Genomic DNA, 788 nt, shown 5'->3' with positions numbered 1-788 from the left:
CATTTCTGATTTTAAGATACCAAAGAAGGATTCCATCATGTCATTATCTGGGCTATTGCCTTTACGGGACATGAATGGACGAATTCCCTTTTGATTAAGAAATTCATGATAACATTCGATGGAATAGCAAATTCTGTGACATCTGTATAACATTTTTCATAGGGCTTTGAAGCTTCAAACTGACATTGGATGAGATTATCGGCTTTCTTACCAACTTCACCCTTGTAAGATGAATAGTGACGTTTGCGGCGAATGCGTGCCGTTCCATTCATGAGTTTCATTAAGCGTTGCACTTTTTTGTGGTTGACCAAAAAGCCTTGGTTTCTTAGTTCCAAAGTGATACGACGATAGCCATAATTAGCTTTATGCTCATCATAAATCGTCTTGATTTTAGCTCTAAGAGCTTTGTTCTTGTCAAGCTTATTTTGCTGTTTCAAGTGGTAATAGTAAGTTGAACGAGCTAAACATGAACACTCTAAAAGGATATCTAATCTAAATCCTCCTCTAACCATTTCTCTAATTGTCGCTGTTGTTCGCGCATTTTTGCTTCGTCCCTCAAGCGAGCTTCTCTCAACTTTTTTAGAAATGCCACCTCGGTCCGTAGACGCTCATTTTCCTCTCTAAGTCGTTCTAACTCTGTCATTTCTTCCCAAGTTTTCTCCGCTTTAGGTCCCATTTTAGAAGATCTCCCTCTTGTTTTCTCAACAATAGCATACCCATTTTTCTTATATTGTACTAGCCAATTGGAAAGAGTTCCTATGTTAGGAAGAGTATAATCGAGAGAAAAG

1 pseudogene is annotated in these 788 nt (G+C 38.2%); it reads right to left on the bottom strand.

The features are described from left to right. Positions 1-788, bottom strand: a pseudogene (locus HFK82_RS05860) (IS3 family transposase); the annotation flags it as partial.

Origin of the sequence: Streptococcus alactolyticus, assembly GCF_012277075.1 — a bacterium.
Taxonomy (GTDB): domain Bacteria; phylum Bacillota; class Bacilli; order Lactobacillales; family Streptococcaceae; genus Streptococcus; species Streptococcus alactolyticus.
The sequence above is the reverse complement of the archived record's forward strand: the minus strand, read 5'-3'. Positions and strand labels throughout refer to the sequence as shown.